We start from the raw sequence: 21629 nt of genomic DNA, 5'->3' as shown, positions 1-21629 counted from the left end.
TTAGAACTGGATCGGCATGCGGAACGTCAGCGTGAGATCCGGCGTGTCGCGCGTGAGGCCGGCGCCGAGCGAGAAGTTGAGCGTCGTCTTCGGCGTGAGGCGGTACGAGTAGCCGACGAGCAGCGTGCCGAGTATCACGCGCACCGAACCTGGCACGGTCGATCCGTTCTGCTTGGTCGGCAGCACGATGCTCTGGTCATAGCCGATACTGAACGAAGCCTTTTCGTTCAGCGCGAGGCCCATGCCGATATTGAAGCCATAGATATCGCCTGGCTGGATCTTGCCGACGAAATCGGTCTCGCCGTTCAGGATGTGCAGGCTCAGGTCGCTGCGGGCAAAGCTGTGCAAGTAGCTGAAGTTGCCGAAGAACACGACCGGGTCGCTCGGGAACAGCCACGTGAGACCCGGCTGGATCGCATAGAAACCGGTGCCCGTCGGCTGTTCGAGCGGCAGGCCCGTCCCCGTCGTATTGCCGATGCAGCGCGTCACGCAATCGGTCACGACGTCGAACGGGCTCTTGCCCGTGGCCGTCTTGAAGCGCAGCCAGCCGATGTAATAGAACTTATCCGGGCCGCCCTCGTTCAGCTGGTAGCGCATCGTCATTTCGACGTCGCCGATGCCGTGGCCGCTGCTACCGAAGACGTTGTCCTGCGCCGAGCCCGTGAAGATCTCGCGGCTGACGGTGTCGTTGGTCGAATAGACATACGGCACGCGCACTTCGACTTCCATCCGGTTCGTAATGCCGTAACGCGCGGCAACGCCGGCCGTCAGCACGTTCGACTTGATCTCGCGCACGTCGATCAGGCCGATCAGCAAGGCGGGAATGATCGTATAGCCAACCAGCGCGACACGGTCCGACGACGAATAGCCGAACTGGAACGAAGGTTCGAGCACGAACTTGTTCTTCGGCGTGAGCACGCCGGGCTGATCGAAGATCGGCGCGACGGCGGGCGGCGCGGTGTCGGGGATAGGCGCCTGGCCAACAGGCTGGACCTGTTGCTCGCCGCCTGCGTTTTGCGCCATGTTGATCACAGGCGCGGGTGCTGCGCCTGTCGCGGCGCCGGCTGTTGCGCCAGCTGCCGCACCTGCCGTTGCGGCGTCGGCGGCATTGGGTGCGGCGTCTGCAGTGCCGGCTGGCGTCGCGCTCTGCGCAATGCCGGTGGCGGGCGCTGCGCCCGAGCCGGGCTGGCCGGTGCCGCGCGTCACGTCGAGCATGCGTGAATCGAGTGCCTTGCTCAATTGCTGGAATTGCGCTTCTTCTTCCGCGATTTTACGCTTTAGTGCATCGAGTTCCTTGATACGGTTGTTCAGTTCCTGGCGAAGGGTTGCGATATTTTCTTGTGCGGTTTGATCTTGAAGCGATTGCGCATGAGCTTCAACGTAAAAGAGAAGCATCGTTGCGTAACTGATCGTCCGCACATGTCGAAATGGCTCGCGCTTCATGGGTCTGTTCTCCATGTCAGGCTTGCAGGTTCTACCCCGGTACACCTCGACAACAGGCCAGCGGCATCGACACGTCGAGTCGTTGTGCTGGGCATGAAGCAACCCCTTCGAATGACCGCTTTACGCGACACAAGAGCGTCTCCATGCTCGCGAATGGAATCGGTATTGGAACCGTGATTCGCTATTGGTATCTATTTCCAACTTGTGTTCATGCATCCGCAATAAAACCTTTAAAAAAATGACCGTCTATGGCTTTATCGCGGACCATAAAAGCCTAACGCATCGCTGCTACATAAGCTAATAAGAAGAACCCTGGCCTGTGATGGTTAGCCAACAGAACGAAGCATTTTTCATGGGGCTTTGCAACGCGCGATCCGCTGTGCGTACTTGCAATCGACACGCTTCTGTCACAGGCGCGAGCAAGCATGCGCGATGTGCGCATGCACAATCCGTTTCTGCTCAACGGGTGCATAATGCGCTTCAGTCTATGCAATCGATTGTCGCCCGTCGCGGAGGACGTCATGCAAGCGAAGAACGAAGAAGCCGTTGCCCATCTGCTCAACGATGTCGTCGAATTCGCGCGAGGACGATTGCCCGAGCCCGCTTTCGCAGCTGTCGAGCCATTCCTGCGTCACTACTACGACTTTGCCGATGCCGACGATCTGCAAAGCCGCGGCATCGCCGATCTCTACGGCGCCGCGATGGCGCACTGGCAAACGGCGCAACGCTTCGTGCCGGGCAGCGAACGTTTGCGCGTCTACAACCCGATTCTCGAACAGCACGGCTGGCACTCGGATCACACCGTCATCGAGATCGTCAACGACGACATGCCGTTTCTGGTGGACTCGGTTTCAATGGCCGTCAACCGTCTCGGTCTGTCACTGCACTCCGTGTTGCACCCCGTATTTCGCATATGGCGCGGCCAGGACGGCGGCATTGAGCGCATCGCGCCCGGTGGCGCATCGAGCGACGACGGCCGTTCGCAACTCGCGTCGTTCATTCATTTCGAAGTGGACCGCTGCGGCGATGCTGCGAAGCTCGATGCATTACGCAACGAGATCGCGAAGGTACTGGGCGATGTGCGTGCCTCCGTTGAAGACTGGCCGAAGATCGTCGAGATAGCGCGCACGACGATCCGCGACATGGCCGCCCGCGAGACGAGCCCGGAAGGCGTCGAAGCGCGTGCGTTCGTCGAATGGATGGTCGCGGACCACTTCACGTTTCTCGGCCAGCGCGATTACGAACTCGTCACGCATAACGGCGAGTATGGTCTGCGCGGCGTGCCGGGCTCGGGCTTCGGCCTCTTGCGCGAATCGTTGCGGCCACAGGGCGCGTCTGAAGTGACGCCGTTGCCGGCCGCCGCCGCCGATATCATCGCGGGCGCGACGCCCATCTTTCTGACCAAGGCCAATTCGCGCGCGACGGTGCATCGGCCCGGCTATCTCGACTATGTCGGCGTGAAGCTCGTCGGGCCGGACGGCAAGATCAACGGCGAGCGGCGTTTTATCGGGCTGTATACGTCGACGGCTTATACGGCGTCCGCTTCGGAGATTCCGATCGTGCGCCGCAAATGCGCGAACATCGTGCGGCGGGCGGGTTTTCTGCCGAAGGGGCATCTCGGCAAATCGTTGGTGACGGTACTGGAAACGTATCCACGCGATGAACTCTTCCAGGCCGACGAGAACGAACTTTACGACACGGCGATGGGCGTGCTGCGCTTGCAGGAGCATCAGCGCACGCGGATGTTCGTGCGGCGCGACCGCTTCGACCGCTTCGTGTCGTGCCTCGCGTTCGTACCGCGCGACAAATACAACACCGACTTGCGCCGGCGTATCGCCAGGCTGCTGATGAGCGCGTTCAACGGCACGAACGTCGAGTTCACGCCGCTGCTGTCCGAGTCGGCGCTCGCGCGCATTCATTTCGTCGTTCACGCGGAGCCGGGCGCGATGACGGATGTCGATACGCGCGAACTCGAACAGCGGCTCATCCAGGTGTCGCGCCGCTGGCAGGACGATCTCGCCGACGCGTTGCTCGACGCGTTCGGCGAAGAGCAGGGCAACCGCCTGTTGCAGCACTATGCGGATTCGTTTCCGGCCGGCTATCGCGACGACTATCCGGCGCGCACGGCGGTGCGCGATATCGAGCTGATCGAGCGCGTGCAGGGCACCGAGCAGATCGCGATGAACCTGTACCGGCCGATTGAAGCGGGGCCACGCGCGTTCCGCTTCAAGGTGTATCGCGTGGGCGATCCGATTGCGCTGTCGCGCAGTCTGCCGATGCTCGAACATCTGGGCGTGCGCGTCGACGAAGAGCGGCCTTACCTGATCGAGGCGCCGGGTGCCGCACCCGCATGGATTCACGACTTCGGCCTCGAACTGGCCGATGACACCGAGTTCGACATCGAGCGCGTGAAGGGCCTGTTCGAAGATGCGTTCGAGCGCGTCTGGACCGGCGATATCGAAGACGACAACTTCAACCGCCTCGTGCTGCGCGCGCAACTGAGCGCGCGCGAAGTGATCATCTTGCGGGCCTACGCGAAGTATCTGCGGCAGGTGGGCTCCACATTCAGCGACGCGTATATCGAGCGTGCGTTGACGGGGAACCCCGCCATCGCGCGGATGCTGGTCGAACTGTTCATTGCGCGGTCCGATCCCGCGCCTGCCACGACACGCGAGACGCGCGTCGAACGGCTGCTGAAGACGATCGAAGGCGCGCTCGACGAAGTGCCGAACCTCGATGAAGACCGTATCCTGCGCCAGTTCCTCGGCGTGATCAACGCAACGCAGCGCACGAACTACTACCGGCGCGACGAGAGCGGCAAGCCGAAACCATATCTGTCGTTCAAGTTCGATCCCGCGAAAGTGCCGGGCTTGCCCGAGCCGAAGCCGATGTTCGAGATCTGGGTGTATTCGCCGCGTGTCGAAGGCGTGCATCTGCGCGGCGGGCGTGTCGCGCGCGGCGGCTTGCGCTGGTCCGACCGTCGCGAGGATTTCCGCACGGAAGTGCTAGGTCTGATGAAGGCGCAGATGGTGAAGAACGTCGTGATCGTGCCGGTGGGATCGAAGGGCGGTTTCGTCGTGAAGAATCCGCCGCCGCCGACCGATCGCGAATCCTGGATGCGCGAGGGCGTTGCGTGCTATCAAACGTTCCTGCGCGGGCTGCTCGATCTCACCGACAACCGCGTGGGTAGCCAGATCGTGCCGCCGCCCGACGTCGTGCGGCACGACCCCGACGATCCGTATCTCGTCGTCGCTGCCGACAAGGGCACGGCCACGTTCTCCGATTACGCGAACGCGATCTCGCAGGAATACGGCTTCTGGCTCGACGACGCGTTCGCATCGGGCGGCTCGGTCGGCTACGACCACAAGAAAATGGGCATCACCGCGCGCGGCGCGTGGGAGTCGGTGAAGCGCCACTTCCGCGAAATGGGCGTCGATACGCAATCGATGGACTTCACGGTGGTCGGCGTCGGCGACATGTCGGGCGACGTGTTCGGCAATGGCATGCTGCTGTCGCAGCATATTCGGCTGATCGCCGCGTTCGATCACCGGCATGTGTTCCTCGACCCAAACCCCGATCCCGCCACGAGCTTCGCCGAACGTCAACGGCTCTTCAACCTGGACCGTTCGAGCTGGGCCGATTACGACCCTGCGCTGATTTCGCAAGGCGGCGGCGTGTTCGCGCGCACTGCGAAGACGATCCCGCTTTCGCCCGCCGTGCAATCGATGCTCGGCATCACGGCCGCCGCGCTCGCGCCCTCGGAACTGGTACGCGCGATTCTTCAGGCGCCCGTCGATCTGCTCTATAACGGCGGCATCGGCACCTATGTGAAGGCGAGCCGGGAAACGCATGCGCAGGTCGGCGACAAGGCCAACGACGCAGTGCGTGTGAACGGTTGCGATCTGCGTTGTAAGGTGGTCGCGGAAGGCGGCAATCTGGGTCTTACGCAACTCGGGCGCATCGAGTTCGCGCAACGCGGCGGCCGCATGAATACCGATGCAATCGATAATTCCGCGGGCGTCGACTGCTCGGACCACGAAGTGAACATCAAGATTCTGCTCGGCCTCGTCGTCGCGGATGGCGAGATGACGGACAAGCAGCGCAATGCGTTGCTCGCGGAAATGACGGAGGAAGTGGGCCTGCTGGTATTGCAGGACAATTATTATCAAACCCAGGCGTTGTCGATTGCAGGCCGCTATGCGGCCGAACTGTTCGACGCCGAAATGCGCATGATGCGTTATCTCGAACGCGCGGGAAGGTTGAATCGCGTGATCGAATTTCTCCCGTCTGAAGACGAGATCAACGAACGTCTTGCCGCGAAACAGGGTTTGACTTCGCCCGAGCGCGCGGTGCTGCTCGCGTATAGCAAGATGTGGCTCTACGATGCGCTGCTCGAAACCGACGTGCCGGAAGATGCGCTGGTGGCGGGTATGCTGACCGAGTACTTCCCGAAGCCGTTGCGCCAGCGCTTCAGCGAGCCGATGCATCATCATCCGCTGCGCCGCGAGATTCTGGCGACGCATTTGACGAATGCGCTGGTGAATCGCGTCGGCTGTGCGTTCGTACACCGGATGATGGAAGAGACTGACGGAAAGCCCGGCGACATCGTGCGCGCGTGCATGATTGCGCGTGACGTGTTCGATCTCAACGAGGTGTGGCGCAATATCGACGCGCTCGACAATCGCGTCGCCGACGACGTGCAGGCGCGCATGTTCGTCGAGATCACGAAGCTGTTGGAGCGCGCCGCGCTGTGGTTCCTGCGGCATCTGCAGTCGGGCGAAGTGAAGGACGGCGGCGTGGCGGAACTGATTGCGCGCTGCCGCGACGCCGCGCAACGGCTCGCGCCGCAATTGCCGATGCTGTTGCCCGGCGCGGAACTCGAAGCCTTGTCCGAGCGGCAGCGCGTGCTCGTCGATGCGGGCGTCGACAGCGAGCTGGCGGTGCGCGTCGCGAGCGGCGACATACCTGCTGCGCTACTCGATATCGCGGAAGTGTCGGCGACGACCGATCGCGGGCTCGAACTCGTCGCAGGCGTGTACTTCGCGTTGGGCACGCAACTGAACTACGGCTGGATCGGCGAGCGCGCCGAGGCGCTGCCGACATCGACGCATTGGGACGTGATGGCGCGGGCCGCCGCGCTCGCCGAGCTTGCGCGACTCAAGCGCGTGCTGACGACGAGCGCGCTCACGGAAGCGCCCGAGGCGACGACTGCGGAAGGCGTCGTGGAAGCGTGGCGCGCAAAACGCGAGAACGCGCTCGCGCGCTATGCGCAACTGCTGACGGATTTGCGCGCGGCGGGCGGCGCGACCCTGTCGATGCTGCTCGTGATCGTGCGGGAGATGGCGACGCTCGAACGCCGCTAAACGCGCGCGGTTGCCTTCAAAGGAACGCGCTGTCGTCACACAGACGAGGGCGCGTTTCTCTTTGCGCGACCTGTTCGACAGCGCTTTCGCGGATTGCCGGATAATAGCCGTTATCGACCCACCGGCACCTCACCATCATGAGCGAATCTGCTGTCAGTTCCAACGTCCCACGACTCACGAGCCTTTCGCACGGCGGCGGCTGCGGCTGCAAGATCGCGCCGGGCGTGCTGTCCGATCTTCTGAAGCGCAGCGTGCCGATGCCAACGTTTCCGGACCTGCTGGTCGGCACGGAAACCTCGGATGACGCTGCTGTGTATCGCCTGAACGACGAGCAGGCGATCATCGCGACGACCGACTTCTTCATGCCGATCGTCGACGATCCGTACGACTTCGGCCGCATCGCCGCAACCAACGCGCTCTCCGATGTCTATGCGATGGGCGGAAAGCCGATTCTCGCGCTCGCGCTGGTCGGCATGCCGATCAACGTGTTGCCGCACGATGTGATCGCAGCCGTGCTGCGCGGCGGCGAGGATGTGTGCGCGCACGCGGGCATTCCCGTCGCGGGCGGTCATTCGATCGACTCCGTGGAGCCGATCTACGGTCTTGCCGCACTCGGCGTCGTGCATCCGAAACGCGTGAAGCGCAATGCGTCCGCGCAAGCCGGCGACTTGCTCGTGCTCGGCAAGCCGCTCGGCGTCGGCGTGCTGTCGGCGGCGCTCAAGAAGAATCAGCTCGACGCGGCAGGCTATGCCGCGATGATCGCGGCCACCACGAAGCTCAATCGTCCGGGCACGGAACTGGCCGCACTCGAAGGCGTACACGCGATGACGGACGTGACGGGCTTTGGCCTGCTCGGCCATACGCTGGAACTCGCGCGCGGCGCGCAACTGACCGCGCGCGTGCGTTACGCGGATCTGCCGTGGATCGCAGGTGTCGATGCGTTCGCGGCGGCGGGCGTCATCACGGGCGCGTCGGGCCGCAACTGGGCTTCGTATGGCGAAGACATGCGTCTCGCGGATTCGCTGCCCGACACGGCACGCGCGTTGCTGACCGATCCGCAGACCTCGGGCGGCCTGCTGGTGTCGTGCGCACCCGCTGCCGTCGACGACGTGCTCGCGATCTTCCGCGCGGACGGCTTCGATCGCGCGGTGGTAATCGGCGAATTGCACGATGGCGCACCGCGCGTCGAAGTCGTTTAATTCTTTCTCACTCCAATTGCATCAAGACAACTCGAAGAGCCTATGAAAGAAGAATCACCGAAGGCCATTTTTTACGCGCTGGCAGCGAATCTCGGCATTGCGGTTTGCAAGTTCGCGGCCGCGGCATTCACGGGTTCCGGTTCGATGTTCGCCGAGGCGATTCACTCGACGGCCGATTGCGGCAACCAGGTATTGCTGCTGTTCGGCCTCAAGCAGGCGCGTCGTCCCGCAAGCCTGTTGCATCCGCTCGGCGCGGGGCGCGTAATCTATTTCTACTCGCTGATCGTCGCGCTGCTGCTGTTCTTCGTCGGCGGCGTGTTTTCTGTGTATGAGGGTGTGCATCGTCTGATGGCGCATGAGCCGTTGTCGCATGCCTATATTGCGCTTGGCGTGCTGGGTGTTTCGGTAGTGCTTGAAACCTTTTCGCTGATGGGCGCAATCCGCGAAATCCGCAAAACCAATCCCGACAAGTCGATGTGGCGTTGGTTTCGCGAAACGCGCGAATCGGAATTGCTCGTCGTCACGGGTGAAGACGTGGCCGCGCTGCTCGGTCTCGCGATTGCCTTCGTCGCCGTGCTGATGACGATGATCACTGGCAATCCCGTGTTTGACGCGTGGGGTTCCGTCGGCGTCGGTGTGTTGCTGATGGTGATTGCGGTTCTGGTGGCGCGCGAGGTCAAGTCGATGATTATCGGCGAATCCGCGAGCCCGGAAGTGCGGCGTGCAATCGAAGCGCATCTGCACACGCGCAAGGAGATACGCAGCATCATCAATCTGATCACGCTGCAGTGGGGCCGTCATGTTGTCGTCGCGGTGCAGGCCGAAATGATCGACTACGACAGCGGCCGTGCAATGGTCGACGCGATCAATATCGTCGAAGCCGATTTGCAGGCGACTTTTCCGCAAGTGCGTTGGGTGTTCTTCGAGCCGGACGTGCCGAGAGTGCGAACCGAGTCGTCTCTCGATTAAGCGTTGATACCTGTCTCAAAGGCCCGCGAATGATGCACTCGATGCGACGTTCGCGGGCCTTTTCGTTTCTGATGCATTTTTCGTATTGCAGTTCTTTTTCGATTTATGCGAATCAGCTATTTGAAATGACAAGTGGAATTAGCTAATGGAAAACAATTCGACGCCGCCTATACTTAGCTCCGCCCTGTTACGCGAGGGCATGCATTCCATTCCCAATCCTTTAACAAGCTTAAAGAAAGGACTTGTCATGGTAACTCGCACGGTAGGCGCATTGACGGCCCTGGCACTGGCCGCATGCACGGCGGTCTCGCCATTGGCGAATGCGCAGGACGACAGCTTTGCGCAAGACAACGGCGAATCGCACGGCCGGCCCGTCAAGGTGATGATCATTTCGATGTTCGGACCGGAAGGGCAGGTTTGGCTCGATAAACTCGGGCCGTGGCAAGACATTCCTGTCGCGGGTCTTTCGCCGGATTATCCGAATATCCATTGCAACAGACAGGACATCTGCGTAATGACGACGGGCATGGGCCACACGAATGCCGCCGCGTCGACCATGGCGCTCGCATTCTCGTCGCGGTTCGATTTGCGGCACACTTATTTCATGGTGGCGGGCATTGCGGGCATCGATCCGATTCAAGGTACGGTCGGCTCTGCTGCGTGGGCCAAATACCTTGTCGACTTCGGCATTCAATGGGAAATCGACGGACGCGAAATTCCGCCGGGCTGGAACACCGGCTATCTCGGCATCAATACGAAAAGCCCTTCGGAGAAGCCGCCACTCGACTACCGCACCGAAGTGTTCAAGTTGAATCCACGCCTCGCCGAGGTGGCTTTTGCATTGTCGCAAAACGTCGTGCTGTCTGACAACGCGCAGGCGCAAGCAGCGCGCGCCAAATACAACTATGCGCCTGCCAATCATGTGCCTACGGTCATTCAGTGCGACACACTAGCAGGCGATACGTGGTGGTCCGGTACGAAGCTGGGCGAACGCGCGCGCGACTGGACGAAGATTCTCACGGACGGCAAGGGCGTCTATTGCACGACGCAACAGGAAGACAACTCGACCTATGAAGCGTTGAAGCGCGCTGCAAGCGTGCATCGCGTCGATTTGAATCGCGTTGCGGTATTGCGTGCGGGTTCGGATTTCGATCGTCCTTATGATGGACAGACGAGCGCCGACAACCTGCTCAACTACGCTGCGCAAGGTGGCTTCACTATCGCGCTTGAGAACCTGTACCGCGCGGGCAATCCACTCGTTCAGGACATCGTGTCGCATTGGGGCGAATGGCGCAACGGCGTGCCGCATCGCTGATCGCATAGCGCAGAACGTTAAATCGGCACCAACGCAAAGCGCTCAATCGCTTTCATGCGATTGAGCGCAGTTCACACACTTCGCTATCTTCCAACGCGCACTTAATGCGAGCGATAGGGCGTCCAGACGGGAATGTCCGCCGCCCAGTCATCGAGTTCCGATGGGCTCATGTTTGACTCCTGCGATCAAAATAAAGTAATGCTTACTGGCCGCGAGCGACGCGCACGCTACCGTCGCTTTGCGCTTCGAGGCGCGCAGCTTGCGTGCGGCCAATCAATCCTTGTTCCGGATACGAGGTCTTGTTCAGCGAAGGCAGCGTGCCGTCGCGATACGCGTCGGTGACTTCCGCGCGCACTTCTGCGCGAGACTTCGGTGCCGATGCGTTAGCCGAGTGTTGCCACCATTGATCGTTATACGACCCAGCGTGGCCAATGCCACCGCCGCCGCCGGCAAATGCCGGTGCGCTGACGAGCAGCGAGAGAGCAAGACCTGCCAGCAGATTGCGCTTCATGATTCACTCCTATCGTCTAATTCATTTGCTTCGCCGTCGTGGTCCGGCGTTGCGACAGGGTAAAATGTAGGCTTTGACGCGCGGGCGATAAACCCGGCTTTCGTGAAATGAATTGTCGCAATTTCAGAACAATCGCGGCGTGATGCCGCGATCGTCCCTTAAACAAAGGCCTGGCAGCCTATGCGACCCATTCCGACATCACCGGCGTTTTGAATTCCGGCGCGGCCTCTTTCTGCTCGAACGTGCGTTGCGTGCAGGTCTTGTCGAGGCTTGCACGGCCACTCAGCAGCGGGCAGCGATCGAAAATCTCCGCAATCCAGTCGACGAATACGCGCACTTTCGACGACAGATGCCGGCTATGCGGATACACCGCGGAGATCGGCATCGGCAGCGGTTTCAGGTCGGGCAGCACTTCGACGAGCTGGCCCGAACGCAAATGCGGCAGCACCATGAAGAGCGGCGGCTGAATCAGGCCGAAGCCTTCGAGTCCGCACGTCACATAAGCGTCCGCGTCGTTGACGGACACTACGCCCTTCATTTTCACCTCGACTTCCTTGCCGTCGACAAGAAACGACCAGTCCATAACGCGGCCAGTCCGGCTCGAAAAATAATTGACGGCCTTGTGCTGTTCGAGATCGTCGAGCGTCTGAGGAATGCCCGCGCGTTCGATATACGCGGGCGCCCCGCACGTTACGCCTTCGAATAACCCTATTCTGCGTGCGACCAATGACGAATCCTGCAGCGCGCCGACCCGCACCACGCAATCCACACCTTCCTGCAGAAGATCGACAGGGCGGTCGGACAAGCCGAGTTGCAGATCGATATCCGGGTACTTCGTGTGGAATTCGCACAGCGCGGGAATCACGAGTAGTCTGCCGATCGATCCCGGCATATCGACGCGCAGCTTCCCATTCGGCTTCTTGTTGCCGCTCTGGAAACTCTGTTCCGTCTCTTCGACGTCCGCGAGAATGCGCACGCAACGCTCGTAGTACGCAGCGCCGTCCGGCGTCAGCGACAGACGGCGTGTCGTGCGATGCAAGAGGCGCGTGCCGAGAAACGCTTCGAGATTCTGAATGATCGTCGTGACGGAAGCGCGGGGTAGATCGAGCGTTTCCGCAGCCCGGGTGAAGCTGTTGGTGTCGACGACCCGGGTGAACACTTGCATGGCCTGAAGTCGGTCCATTGCAAACCTCCGAAAGAGCCGGAGCACTGGTGAAGCAGTCGCATCAGCCATTTAACGATTGGCCGAGGCGCCGAATAAAGTCATTCGATTGTTCAGGTGCTCCGAATTGTGTTGCCGGATTATAGGCATTTATTTGGAAGTCTGCTGGTCCCACAATTCGCACCATTCGATAGCTTCGCGCATTGCGCTGTTCCGACATGGATGCATTCAACCCGCGTCACACCTTTGTCCCGTCTGGCGCGAGCCTCGGCGAAAACGCCGCGTTACTCGACGTCACCGACGTGCGGATCGAAGGGTACGCACAGGACATCACACTGCGCCTTTACCGGCGAGCCGCCGCCAAAAGCGGTCTGCCGATCCTGCTCTATTTTCACGGCGGCGGTTTCGTGCGCGGCTCGATCGAGGAAGCCGACTACGCCGCGCGCTATTTCGCGCAGCACACGCCGGCGCTCGTCGTTTCCGTCGGTTATTCGCTCGCGCCGCAGTTTCCGTTTCCCGCCGCGCCCGAAGATGCACACCGTGCAGCGCTGTGGGTGCAGACACGCGCACGGGCGTTCGGCGGCAACACGAAAAAAATCGGCGTAGCGGGCCACGATGCGGGTGGCTCGCTCGCCAATTGCCTTGCGTTCATCGGCCGCGATCGCGGGGATGTGCGGATCGATGCGCAGGCTTTGTTCGGACCGATGCTCGATCCGAGCCTCACGCGTCTCGGCGACGAGAAGCGCCTGAGCTCGGACATCACAGCGAGCGAATGCGCGGCGTGTTATCGCGCGTATCTGCCGCAGGCAGCGCAACGCATCCACCCGTATGCGGCGCCGCTCGAGTCGGTGCGGCTCGCCGGCTTGCCCGCGACGCTGATTGCCACCGCGCAAAACGACGTGCTGCACGTCGAAGCGGAGAAGTACGCCAGCAATCTGATCGATGCGGGCGTGCAGACGCAGGTGGTCCGTTACCCAAGCGTGTCGCACGCGGCGCTGGCCAATCATCCGGCGGCGTTGCTCGAGGCGGTCCGATTCTTCCAGTGGCGCTTCGATGAGCGCGCACTCCGATAAACAAACTTCTATTAACTAAATTAAATCCGGAGTCTGTCATGTCTGTTTTTCCTCTCTCGCGTTCGAAGCTGGCGGTAGCGGCGCTAGCGGTGCTTGTGATTGCGGGCCTCGGCACGTTCGGCGCGATTCGCGTCGATGCGCGCGCGCCGGCGCAGTCCGCGCCGACCATCGTGCCGGAAGTCGACGTCGCCACTGTTGTGCAGAAGACCATCACCGACTGGCAAAGCTATTCGGGCCGTCTTCAGGCTGTAGAAAAGGTCGACGTGCGGCCGCTCGTGTCGGGCACGATCGTGTCCGTGAACTTCCAGGACGGCGCGCTCGTGAAGAAGGGCGACGTGCTGTTCGTCATCGATCCGCGTCCGTATCAGGCGGAAGTGGATCGTGCTGCCGCGCAGCTGGCGGCCGCGCAGTCGCGCGCGGGCTACACGCAAAGCGACTGGGAGCGTGCGCAACGGTTGATCGGCGATAGCGCGATTGCCAAGCGCGACTACGACGAGAAGCAGAACGCCGCGCGCGAAGCGACCGCGAACGTGAAGGCCGCGCAGGCCGCGCTCGAAACCGCGCAGATCAATCTCGGCTATACGAAGATCGTCGCGCCCGTGGCGGGCCGCGTGTCGCGCGCGGAGATCACGCTCGGCAACGTCGTGAACGCGGGCGCAAGCGCCGCGCCGCTGACGACGCTCGTGTCGGTCTCGCCGATCTACGCGGAGTTCGACGCCGACGAGCAGACGTATCTGCAGTACATCAGCCAGGTGAAGGGCGACAGCAAGGTGCCCGTCGAACTGGGCCTGGCCAATGAGACGGGCTATTCGCGCAAGGGCACGATCCAGTCGGTCGATAACCGCCTCGATACGTCGTCGGGCACGATCCGCGTGCGCGCGCGTTTCGACAACAGCGACGGTTCGCTCGTGCCGGGTCTCTATGCACGCGTGAAAGTGGGCGGCAGCGAGCCGCATGGCGCGCTGCTGATCGATGACGCCGCAATCGGCACGGACCAGGACAAGAAGTTCGTGTTCGTGGTCGACAAGGACGATCACGTCGCGTATCGCGAGATTCAGCCTGGTGACCTGCAAGGCAATCTGCGCGTCGTGAAGAGCGGCTTGCACGCGGGCGACCGCATCGTCGTGAACGGCACGCAGCGTGTGCGTCCGGGCGCGCAGGTTCGCGCGCACATGGTGCCGATGGGCGAGGGCGACGCGAACAGCGCGCCCGTCGCGGATGACGCGCAGGCAGACAAGCAGGCGCAGCTCGACGGAACGAAGCAGAAGCACACCGAACCGCAAGCGCAGAAGGGTACGCAAACGCAGGCACAGGCGCAGCCGCGCACGAAGGCGCGCAAGGATTCGTGATCGGTCGACCAACCGTCACCCATCCTTCGATGCATGCGCACAAGACGTAAGCGCTCCAACATCAAGAGCTTCACATGAACATATCCAAATTCTTCATCGACCGGCCGATCTTCGCTGGCGTGCTATCGGTCCTGATTCTGCTCGGGGGGCTGATCGCAGTGTTCCAGCTGCCGATCTCCGAATACCCCGAAGTGGTGCCGCCTTCCGTGGTGGTCCACGCGCAATATCCGGGCGCGAACCCGAAGGTGATCGCCGAAGCCGTTGCGTCGCCGCTCGAAGAGCAGATCAACGGCGTCGAGAACATGCTGTACATGCAGTCGCAGGCCAATAGCGACGGCAATCTGACGTTGACGGTCACGTTCAAGCTCGGCACGAATCCCGATCTCGCGACGCAGCTGGTGCAAAACCGCGTGAATCAGGCGCTGCCGCGTCTGCCGGAAGACGTGCAGCGTCTTGGCGTGACGACGATCAAGAGCTCGCCGACGCTGACGATGGTCGTGCATTTGATCTCGCCGAACGACCGCTACGACATGACGTATCTGCGCAACTACGCGCTGCTCAACGTGAAGGACCGCCTGGAGCGGATCAAGGGCGTCGGGCAGGTGCAGCTGTGGGGTGCGGGCGACTACGCGATGCGCGTGTGGCTCGATCCGGCGAAGGTCGCGCAACGCAATCTGACGGCGATGGAAGTGGTCAATGCGATTCGCGAGCAGAACATTCAGGTGGCGGCGGGCGTGATCGGTGCATCGCCTTCCGTGCCGGGCACGCCGCTGCAATTGTCGGTGAATGCGCGCGGCCGTCTGAAAACAGAAGCGGAGTTCGGCGACATCGTCGTGAAGACGGCGCCGGATGGCGCGGTCACGTACCTGAAGGATATTGCGCGTGTCGAACTCGCGGCCTCGGAATACGGCTTGCGCTCGCTGCTCGACAACAAGCCGGCCGTCGCAATGGCGATCAACCAGTCGCCGGGCGCGAACTCGCTGCAGATTTCCGACGAAGTGCGCGCGACGATGAAGGAACTCGCCGCGGACTTCCCGGCGGGTGTCGAGTACAAGATCGTCTATGACCCGACGCAGTTCGTGCGTTCGAGTATCGAAGCCGTCGTACACACGCTGCTCGAAGCGATTGCGCTCGTCGTGATCGTGGTGATCGTGTTTCTGCAAACGTGGCGCGCGTCGATCATTCCGCTGATCGCCGTGCCTGTGTCGATTGTCGGTACGTTCTCGCTGCTGCTGGCATTCGGTTTCTCGATCAACGCGCTGTCGCTGTTCGGGATGGTGCTGGCCATCGGTATCGTGGTCGACGATGCGATCGTGGTGGTGGAGAACGTCGAACGGAACATCGAAAGCGGTTTGAGCGCGAGAGATGCGACCTACAAGGCCATGCAGGAAGTGAGCGGGCCGATTATCGCCATCGCGCTGACGCTGGTCGCCGTGTTCGTGCCGCTCGCGTTCATGACGGGTCTGACGGGCCAGTTCTACAAGCAGTTCGCGATGACGATTGCCATCTCGACGGTGATCTCGGCGTTCAACTCGCTCACGCTGTCGCCCGCTTTGTCGGCGCTGCTGCTGCGCGGCCACGACGTGAAGGAAGACTGGCTGACGCGCGCAATGAACCGCGTGTTGGGCCCGTTCTTCAGGGGCTTCAACAAGGTGTTCCATCGCGGCTCGGAAAGCTACGGGCGCGGCGTGAACGGCGTGCTCAAGCGCAAGGGCGCGATGCTCGTCGTGTACGCGGTGCTGCTGGGCCTGACGGTACTCGTGTCGCGTGCCGTGCCGGGCGGTTTCGTACCGGCGCAGGACAAGGAGTATCTGATCGCGTTTGCGCAGTTGCCCAATGGTGCATCGCTCGATCGCACCGAGAAGGTGATTCGCGACATGGGCGCGATCGCGCTGAAGCAGCCGGGCGTGGAAAGCGCGGTGGCGTTTCCGGGTTTGTCGGTGAACGGCTTCACGAATAGTTCGAGCGCAGGCATTGTGTTCGTTACGCTCAAGCCGTTCCATGACCGCAAGGGCAAGGCGCTGTCGGCGGGTGCGATTGCGGGCGCGCTAAACCAGCAATACGGCGCGATCAAGGATTCGTTCGTCGCCGTCTTTCCGCCGCCACCCGTGCTCGGTCTCGGTACGCTCGGCGGCTTCAAGATGCAGCTGGAAGATCACGGCGCAGTCGGTTACACAGAGCTGAACAAGGCGACGGAAGCGTTCGTCAAGAAGGCTGCGACGACACCCGAACTCGGCCCGACGTTCTCCAGCTATCAGATCAACGTGCCGCAGGTGAACGTCGATCTCGACCGTGTGAAGGCGAAGCAGCTGGGCGTGCCCGTGACGGACGTGTTCAGCACGATGCAGGTGTATCTCGGCTCGCTGTACGTGAACGACTTCAACCGTTTCGGCCGTGTGTACCAGGTGCGTGTGCAGGCGGACGCGCCGTATCGTCAGCAGGCCGACGACATCCTGCAACTGAAGACGCGCAACGTGAATGGCGACATGGTGCCGTTGTCGTCGCTGGTGACGGTGACGCCGACGTATGGTCCGGAAATGGTCGTGCGCTACAACGGCTACACGGCAGCCGATATCAACGGCGGCCCGGCGCCCGGCTTCTCGTCGGGTGAAGCGCAGGCAGCGGCCGAGCGCATCGCGGCGCAAGTGTTGCCGAAGGGTGTGAAGCTCGAATGGACCGATCTGACGTATCAGCAGATCATCGCGGGCAACGCGGGGCTGTGGGTGTTCCCGATCAGCGTGCTGCTGGTGTTCCTCGTGCTGGCTGCGTTGTACGAGAGCCTGACGCTGCCGCTCGCGGTGATCCTGATCGTGCCGATGAGCGTGCTGTCCGCGCTGGCGGGTGTGTGGCTCACGCAGGGCGACAACAACATCTTCACGCAGATCGGCTTGATGGTGCTGGTGGGGCTGGCGTCGAAGAACGCGATTCTGATCGTCGAGTTTGCGCGTGAACTGGAGCACGACGGACGCACGCCGTTGCAGGCCGCGATCGAAGCGAGCCGGATGCGTCTACGGCCGATTCTGATGACGTCGATCGCGTTCATCATGGGCGTGGTGCCGCTGGTGGTGTCGAGCGGCGCGGGTTCCGAGATGCGTCACGCGATGGGTGTGGCCGTGTTCTTCGGGATGCTGGGTGTGACGCTGTTCGGCCTGATGCTGACGCCGGTGTTCTACGTGGTGCTGCGTACGTTGGCGGGCGGCAAGATTCACGTCGCGCAAAAGGACTCGCCGCATCTCGTCGCGCATACGACGGACGCCTGATGGAGAAAATGACAATGAAAAGCTTTGAACAAATGAGCGGCCTGGGTCGGGCGGCGGCAAGCACGCTGCTGATGTTGCTGCTCGCGGCGTGCTCGCTCGAGCCGACGTACAAGCGTCCCGACTCGGCGACGCCCGCGGCCTTCAAGGAAGCGCCCGTGTCGGCAACGACGACCGATGCAGCGGCGACGCCGCTGCCGGCGAGCGAAGCGGGCACGTGGAAGACGGCTGAGCCCGCAGAAGAAGCGCATCGCGGCGAATGGTGGACGATTTTTGGCGATTCGACGCTCAACGATCTGGAAAAGCAGGCCGCCGATGCGAACCAGAACCTGAAGGCAGCCGCGGCGCGCGTGCAGGAATCGCGCGCGCTGACGCAGCAGGCGCGGGCCGACTGGTTCCCGTCGTTCGATGCGGGCTTTGGGCCGACGCGCGAGCGTCTGTCGCCCGCTTCGCAGTTCCTGCCGAACGACACGCATGTGCCGACGCAAACGCTGTGGCGCGCGCAGGTGACGGCTGCGTATGAAGTCGATCTGTTTGGCCGCGTCAGTTCGAACGTGAACGCCGCGCGTGCCGACCAGGCGCAGAGCGAAGCATTGTTCCGCTCGGTGCAGCTCGCGTTGCAGGCGGACGTCGCGCAGAACTACTTCCAGTTGCGCGAGTTCGACACGCAGTTGAGCTTGTATCGTCAGACGGTGACGTTGCGTGAGAATGCGTTGAAACTCGTCGAGCGCCGCTTCAACGAAGGCGACATCAACGAGCTCGATGTGTCGCGCGCCCGCAATGAACTGGCGACGGCGCGCGCCGATGCCGTCGGCGTAGCGCGTCAGCGCGCGGCGTCCGAGCACGGCCTCGCGATTTTGCTCGGCAAGGCGCCGGCGGACTTCTCGTTCCCCGAGACGCCGCTTGCGCCTGTGACGGCGCGCGTGCCTGCTGGATTGCCGTCTGCGCTGCTCGAGCGTCGGCCAGATATCGCAGCGGCGGAGCGCGCGATGGCGGGCGCGAATGCGCGTATCGGCCTTGCCAAATCGGCGTTCTTCCCGAAGCTCGATATCACGGGTGCGTTCGGTTACGAGTCGACGACGCTTGGCGATCTGTTCCAGTGGTCGAGCCGGGCGTTCCTGCTCGGTCCGTTTGCGGGCACGGCGCTGACGGTGCCGCTGTTTGACGGCGGACGTCGCAAGGCGAATCTCGCGAATGCGCGCGCGAAGTATGACGAGGATGTGGCGCAGTATCGTCAGCAGGTGCTCGTGGCGTTTCGTGAAGTTGAGGACAACTTGTCCGATTTGCGTTTGCTTGGGGATCAGACGCGTGAGCAGAACGATGCTGTCAATGCGTCGAAGCGGGCGGAGCATTTGTCGCAGACGCAGTATCAGGAAGGGCAGGTTGCGTATCTGGATGTGATTGATGCGCAGCGGCAGACGCTGCAGTCGCAGTTGCAGTTGAGTCATCTTGCTGGTACGCAGGCTGTCGCGACGGTTAACTTGATTCGCGCGCTCGGCGGGGGGTGGGGTGATGTGAAGGCGGATGTCGGTAGCGCCGACGGCGCGCAAGCGCAGCAGGTGGCGAAGCAGTAGGTTTTTTTGCTGCGCAGGCGTCCGCGTTATGGCTTTTCGCTGGCATCCGCATTACGGTGTTTGCCTTTTCGCTGGCATCCGCGATTTGTTAGCCTGCTTCACGCGTCGCCCCTGTGCGGGGCGGCACCTACTTTTCTTTGCCGCCGCAAAGAAAAGTAGGCAAAAGAAAGCGGCTAACACCGCCAGTTCTTCTCCCTGCCTGAGGGCCCCCAAAGGGTCTTACGCTTCACACGGCAATCACGTGACCCATGTTCGTTGCCAACGCATCTTGCGATGCGCCTCACCCGCTTCACACACCCACGCTGCATCATGCCGTGCCAGATAGTCCACCGCCGCCCAGGCGGCAAACTGTGTGTAGGCCGTAGCGCCACACACGCCTCACTTCGGACCCGATAGCGCACGCTCCACCCTGTAAGAGCGCCAAGCTATACGCCGCGACAACCTACACACAGTTTGCCACCTGGGCAGCACATACCAATCGCTGCCGCTGGCCCGAGTACGGGTATTTGAAGCGGGTGAGGCGCTCATTCGAAGCGTTGGCAACGAACGTGAATCGGGGGCGCTGCCGTGTGAAGCGTAGGACCGGTTGGGGGCCCTCAGGCAGGAAGAAGTGTTGGCGGTGTGAGCCGCTTTCTTTTGCCTACTTTTCTTTGCGGCGGCAAAGAAAAGTAGGTGCCGCCCCGCACAGGGGCGACGCGTGAAGCAGGCTAACGAATCGCGGATGCCAGCGCAAAGGCCAAAACACCAAACGGCAACGCGTCGAGCACCAAACCAAACCGCGGATGCCAGCGCAAAGGCCAAAACACCAAACGTCAACGCGTCAAGCACCAAACCAAACCGCGGATGCCAACGCAAAGGCAAACAACACACCGCCCACCGCGTGCATCCCTGCACGCCCCTCCCGGGACACGTCCCCAAATTTCTTTGTACACTTGAAGCCGTTTCGCGGCAGCGATCCAGCCATCGCACTGCGAGTTCATCCACCTCGAGGTCACCGGCTTTGCAGTTCAAACTTCCAACCACAGCTACCGCGCCGTTCTGCCCGTCCGAGGTGCAGGGTACCGTCACCGTCACGCAGTCCGCCCCATTCTGGAAAAAAATCCTTCAGTTCGCAGGTCCCGGCCTGCTGGTATCGATCGGTTACATGGATCCCGGCAACTGGGCCACCGACATCGAAGCCGGCTCGCGCTACGGTTATAGCCTGCTGTTCGTCGTGGTGCTGTCGAGCCTCGCGGCAATGGTGCTGCAGTGCCTCAGCATGCGCCTTGGCATCGTGACAGGCCGCAATCTCGCGGAACTATCGCGCACGCGTTACTCGCCGGGCATCGCGCGGATTCAATGGCTGCTCGCCGAACTGTCGATCATCGCCTGCGATCTCGCCGAAGTGCTGGGCGGCGCGCTCGCGTTTCATCTGCTGTTCAAATGCTCGCTGACGGTCGGCGTGATCCTCACCGCGTTCGACACGCTGATCGTGCTCGGCCTGAAGGGCAAGAATTTCCGCGACCTCGAAGCGATCATGCTCGGTCTGGTCGCGACCATCGGCGTCGGATACGTCATCGAACTGGCGCTGGTTCATCCGCATTGGCCGTCCGTCGCGGCGGGGCTCGTGCCGTCGTGGCAAGCCATCAGCGAACGCGAGCCGCTTTATCTCGCGATCGGCATTCTCGGCGCGACAGTGATGCCGCATAACCTGTATCTGCATTCGTCCATCGTGCAGACGCGCGCGATCAAGCGCGATCGCGAGGGCATCGCGGGCGCGATCTCGCTGTCGCGCATCGACACGATCGTCGCGCTCATTCTCGCGCTGCTGATCAATGCCGCGATCCTGATTCTCGCGGCGGCCGCGTTCCATTCGACAGGGCACACCCAGGTCACCGAAATCGAGGACGCCTACCGGCTGCTCGCGCCCATCGTCGGGACGGGCTTCGCGGCCGTGCTGTTCGCGATCACGCTGCTGGCGTCGGGGCAAAGCTCGACGTTCACGGGCACGGTGGCCGGGCAGGTCATCATGGAAGGCTTTCTGCAACTGAAGATTCCGTGCTACCAGCGGCGCTTCATCACGCGCGCGCTCGCGCTGATTCCCGCGCTGGTCGGTGTGCAGATGCTCGGCAATGGCGCCGTCGGGCAGTTGCTCGTCGCGAGCCAGGTGGTGCTGAGTTTGCAATTGCCGTTCGCGCTGTATCCGCTGATCCGCATGACGAACGACCGCGCGCTGATGGGTGAATTCACGAACCGGCTGCCGACGCGTGTCCTCGCGTGGGGGCTGTTTGCTGTAATCAGCGCGGCGAATATCTGGCTGGTCGTGCAGACGTTCGGGTTCGCGGGCTGAGCTTTGAAGCGCACATAAAACGCGGACGAAGAAAAGCCGGTCTCGCGAGACCGGCTTCAAAGTAATGCGTAGCTTCGGATGGACT

The 21629-nt window shown here is 62.1% G+C and carries 12 protein-coding genes; 9 read left to right on the top strand and 3 right to left on the bottom strand.

Translation table 11 applies throughout. The annotated features are described in order from the left end of the window. Complete coding sequence (locus tag C2L65_RS26450; RefSeq protein ID WP_042306532.1) at positions 1 to 1443, bottom strand: tol-pal system YbgF family protein; 1443 nt, start codon at positions 1441 to 1443, stop codon at positions 1 to 3. A gap of 521 nt (positions 1444 to 1964) precedes the next feature. On the opposite strand from C2L65_RS26450, the gene C2L65_RS26445 reads away from it, so the two are divergent. From C2L65_RS26445 to C2L65_RS26430, 4 genes are all read left to right on the top strand, one after another. Next, positions 1965 to 6806, top strand: coding sequence for an NAD-glutamate dehydrogenase (locus C2L65_RS26445; protein WP_042306560.1), 4842 nt, complete (start codon positions 1965 to 1967; stop codon positions 6804 to 6806). Between the two features lie 137 nt (positions 6807 to 6943). Continuing rightward, positions 6944 to 8005 carry a selenide, water dikinase SelD gene (gene selD, locus C2L65_RS26440; protein WP_042306531.1) on the top strand — a complete coding sequence of 354 codons (1062 nt, stop codon included), beginning with the start codon at positions 6944 to 6946 and terminating at the stop codon, positions 8003 to 8005. A gap of 42 nt (positions 8006 to 8047) precedes the next feature. Continuing rightward, positions 8048 to 8974, top strand: coding sequence for a cation diffusion facilitator family transporter (locus C2L65_RS26435; protein ID WP_042306530.1), 927 nt, complete (start codon positions 8048 to 8050; stop codon positions 8972 to 8974). Positions 8975 to 9221: 247 nt separating this feature from the next. Further along, the gene (locus C2L65_RS26430; RefSeq protein WP_042306529.1) at positions 9222 to 10289 is read left to right on the top strand and encodes a purine-nucleoside phosphorylase; all 1068 of its coding nucleotides are present in this window, start codon (positions 9222 to 9224) and stop codon (positions 10287 to 10289) included. A gap of 202 nt (positions 10290 to 10491) precedes the next feature. Here C2L65_RS26430 and C2L65_RS26425 read toward each other — a convergent pair whose 3' ends face one another. Together C2L65_RS26425 and C2L65_RS26420 are read right to left on the bottom strand one after the other, a co-directional pair. Continuing rightward, entirely contained in the window at positions 10492 to 10800 is a 309-nt protein-coding gene (locus C2L65_RS26425) for a DUF4148 domain-containing protein (RefSeq protein WP_042306528.1), read from the bottom strand. A 178-nt stretch (positions 10801 to 10978) separates the two neighbouring features. After that, positions 10979 to 11983 (bottom strand): LysR family transcriptional regulator, encoded by a 1005-nt coding sequence (locus tag C2L65_RS26420; RefSeq protein ID WP_042306527.1) that lies wholly within the window; start codon positions 11981 to 11983, stop codon positions 10979 to 10981. Positions 11984 to 12180: 197 nt separating this feature from the next. On the opposite strand from C2L65_RS26420, the gene C2L65_RS26415 reads away from it, so the two are divergent. The 5 genes from C2L65_RS26415 (at position 12181) to C2L65_RS26395 (ending at position 21544) form a co-directional block, all read left to right on the top strand. After that, entirely contained in the window at positions 12181 to 13035 is an 855-nt protein-coding gene (locus tag C2L65_RS26415) for an alpha/beta hydrolase (protein ID WP_042306526.1), read from the top strand. 38 nt (positions 13036 to 13073) lie between these two features. After that, complete coding sequence (locus C2L65_RS26410) at positions 13074 to 14384, top strand: efflux RND transporter periplasmic adaptor subunit (protein ID WP_042306525.1); 1311 nt, start codon at positions 13074 to 13076, stop codon at positions 14382 to 14384. A 74-nt stretch (positions 14385 to 14458) separates the two neighbouring features. Continuing rightward, positions 14459 to 17644 (top strand): efflux RND transporter permease subunit, encoded by a 3186-nt coding sequence (locus tag C2L65_RS26405; protein ID WP_042306524.1) that lies wholly within the window; start codon positions 14459 to 14461, stop codon positions 17642 to 17644. Between the two features lie 14 nt (positions 17645 to 17658). After that, on the top strand, positions 17659 to 19215 hold the full coding sequence (locus C2L65_RS26400; RefSeq protein ID WP_042306559.1) for an efflux transporter outer membrane subunit: 1557 nt from the start codon (positions 17659 to 17661) through the stop codon (positions 19213 to 19215). A gap of 1000 nt (positions 19216 to 20215) precedes the next feature. Then, positions 20216 to 21544 (top strand): Nramp family divalent metal transporter, encoded by a 1329-nt coding sequence (locus C2L65_RS26395; protein ID WP_042306523.1) that lies wholly within the window; start codon positions 20216 to 20218, stop codon positions 21542 to 21544. Positions 21545 to 21629: the final 85 nt, after the last annotated feature.

Source organism: Paraburkholderia terrae (assembly GCF_002902925.1).
Classification (GTDB): Bacteria; Pseudomonadota; Gammaproteobacteria; order Burkholderiales; family Burkholderiaceae; genus Paraburkholderia; species Paraburkholderia terrae.
This window is presented reverse-complemented; position numbering and strand designations above follow the sequence as displayed.

What these genes read in the sequence shown, in the direction of transcription:
- C2L65_RS26415 (WP_042306526.1), top strand. Translation starts at nt 12,181, where the DNA reads ATGGATGCATTCAACCCGCGTCACACCTTTGTCCCGTCTGGCGCGAGC.
- selD (WP_042306531.1), top strand. Translation starts at nt 6,944, where the DNA reads ATGAGCGAATCTGCTGTCAGTTCCAACGTCCCACGACTCACGAGCCTT.
- C2L65_RS26410 (WP_042306525.1), top strand. Translation starts at nt 13,074, where the DNA reads ATGTCTGTTTTTCCTCTCTCGCGTTCGAAGCTGGCGGTAGCGGCGCTA.
- C2L65_RS26430 (WP_042306529.1), top strand. Translation starts at nt 9,222, where the DNA reads ATGGTAACTCGCACGGTAGGCGCATTGACGGCCCTGGCACTGGCCGCA.
- C2L65_RS26405 (WP_042306524.1), top strand. Translation starts at nt 14,459, where the DNA reads ATGAACATATCCAAATTCTTCATCGACCGGCCGATCTTCGCTGGCGTG.
- C2L65_RS26420 (WP_042306527.1), bottom strand. Translation starts at nt 11,983, where the DNA reads ATGGACCGACTTCAGGCCATGCAAGTGTTCACCCGGGTCGTCGACACC.
- C2L65_RS26435 (WP_042306530.1), top strand. Translation starts at nt 8,048, where the DNA reads ATGAAAGAAGAATCACCGAAGGCCATTTTTTACGCGCTGGCAGCGAAT.
- C2L65_RS26425 (WP_042306528.1), bottom strand. Translation starts at nt 10,800, where the DNA reads ATGAAGCGCAATCTGCTGGCAGGTCTTGCTCTCTCGCTGCTCGTCAGC.
- C2L65_RS26445 (WP_042306560.1), top strand. Translation starts at nt 1,965, where the DNA reads ATGCAAGCGAAGAACGAAGAAGCCGTTGCCCATCTGCTCAACGATGTC.
- C2L65_RS26450 (WP_042306532.1), bottom strand. Translation starts at nt 1,443, where the DNA reads ATGAAGCGCGAGCCATTTCGACATGTGCGGACGATCAGTTACGCAACG.
- C2L65_RS26400 (WP_042306559.1), top strand. Translation starts at nt 17,659, where the DNA reads ATGAAAAGCTTTGAACAAATGAGCGGCCTGGGTCGGGCGGCGGCAAGC.